The following is a 528-nucleotide window of genomic DNA, read 5'->3' on the forward strand; positions in this document are numbered from 1 at the left end:
TGGTGACGGCGTATAACGCGCACCGGTCATCCTCTTCCTGCCACGCTTCCTGGCGGGTCAGGCGGTCGTCGTCGGTGTAACACCAGCGCAGCAGCTGGTGATTGGGGTAACGGGCAGTCAGGCGGCGCCCGGCGGCGTCATACTGATAATGAATCGTCCGGCCGGTAAAATCGGTTTCGCTAATCACCCGGCCGGCCGGGTCACGGGTGTAATGGTAAGTTTCACCGGTTTCGTTGGTCACGGTTTTCAGGCGGGTCAGCCGGTCATAGCCGAAGGTCAGGGCCGTGCCATCCGGGCGGGTGAGGTGGCTGAGCCGGTCAAAGGCGTCATAGGTATAGCGGGTGGTCCGGCCTTCCCCGTCGGTCACCGCCGAGACCCGGCGCTCGCTGTCGTAGTCAATCGTCTGCCGGAGGCCGTCCGGCAAGCAAATCTCGCTGACGCTGCCCGCCGGGCTGGCGTGAAACGGGCTGTGGTGGTAGTCGGTCTGCTGATGTAACGCGTCGGTGACCCGCAGCAGCCGGCCCAGGC

General features: G+C 65.0%; 1 pseudogene. It reads right to left on the bottom strand.

Annotation, left to right across the window (positions count from 1 at the left end):
- Nucleotides 1–528 (bottom strand): annotated as a pseudogene (locus AAC155_RS24310) (RHS repeat protein); the annotation flags it as partial.

The sequence above is a fragment of the Photorhabdus sp. HUG-39 genome (assembly GCF_963878365.1).
Taxonomy (GTDB): domain Bacteria; phylum Pseudomonadota; class Gammaproteobacteria; order Enterobacterales; family Enterobacteriaceae; genus Photorhabdus; species Photorhabdus kayaii.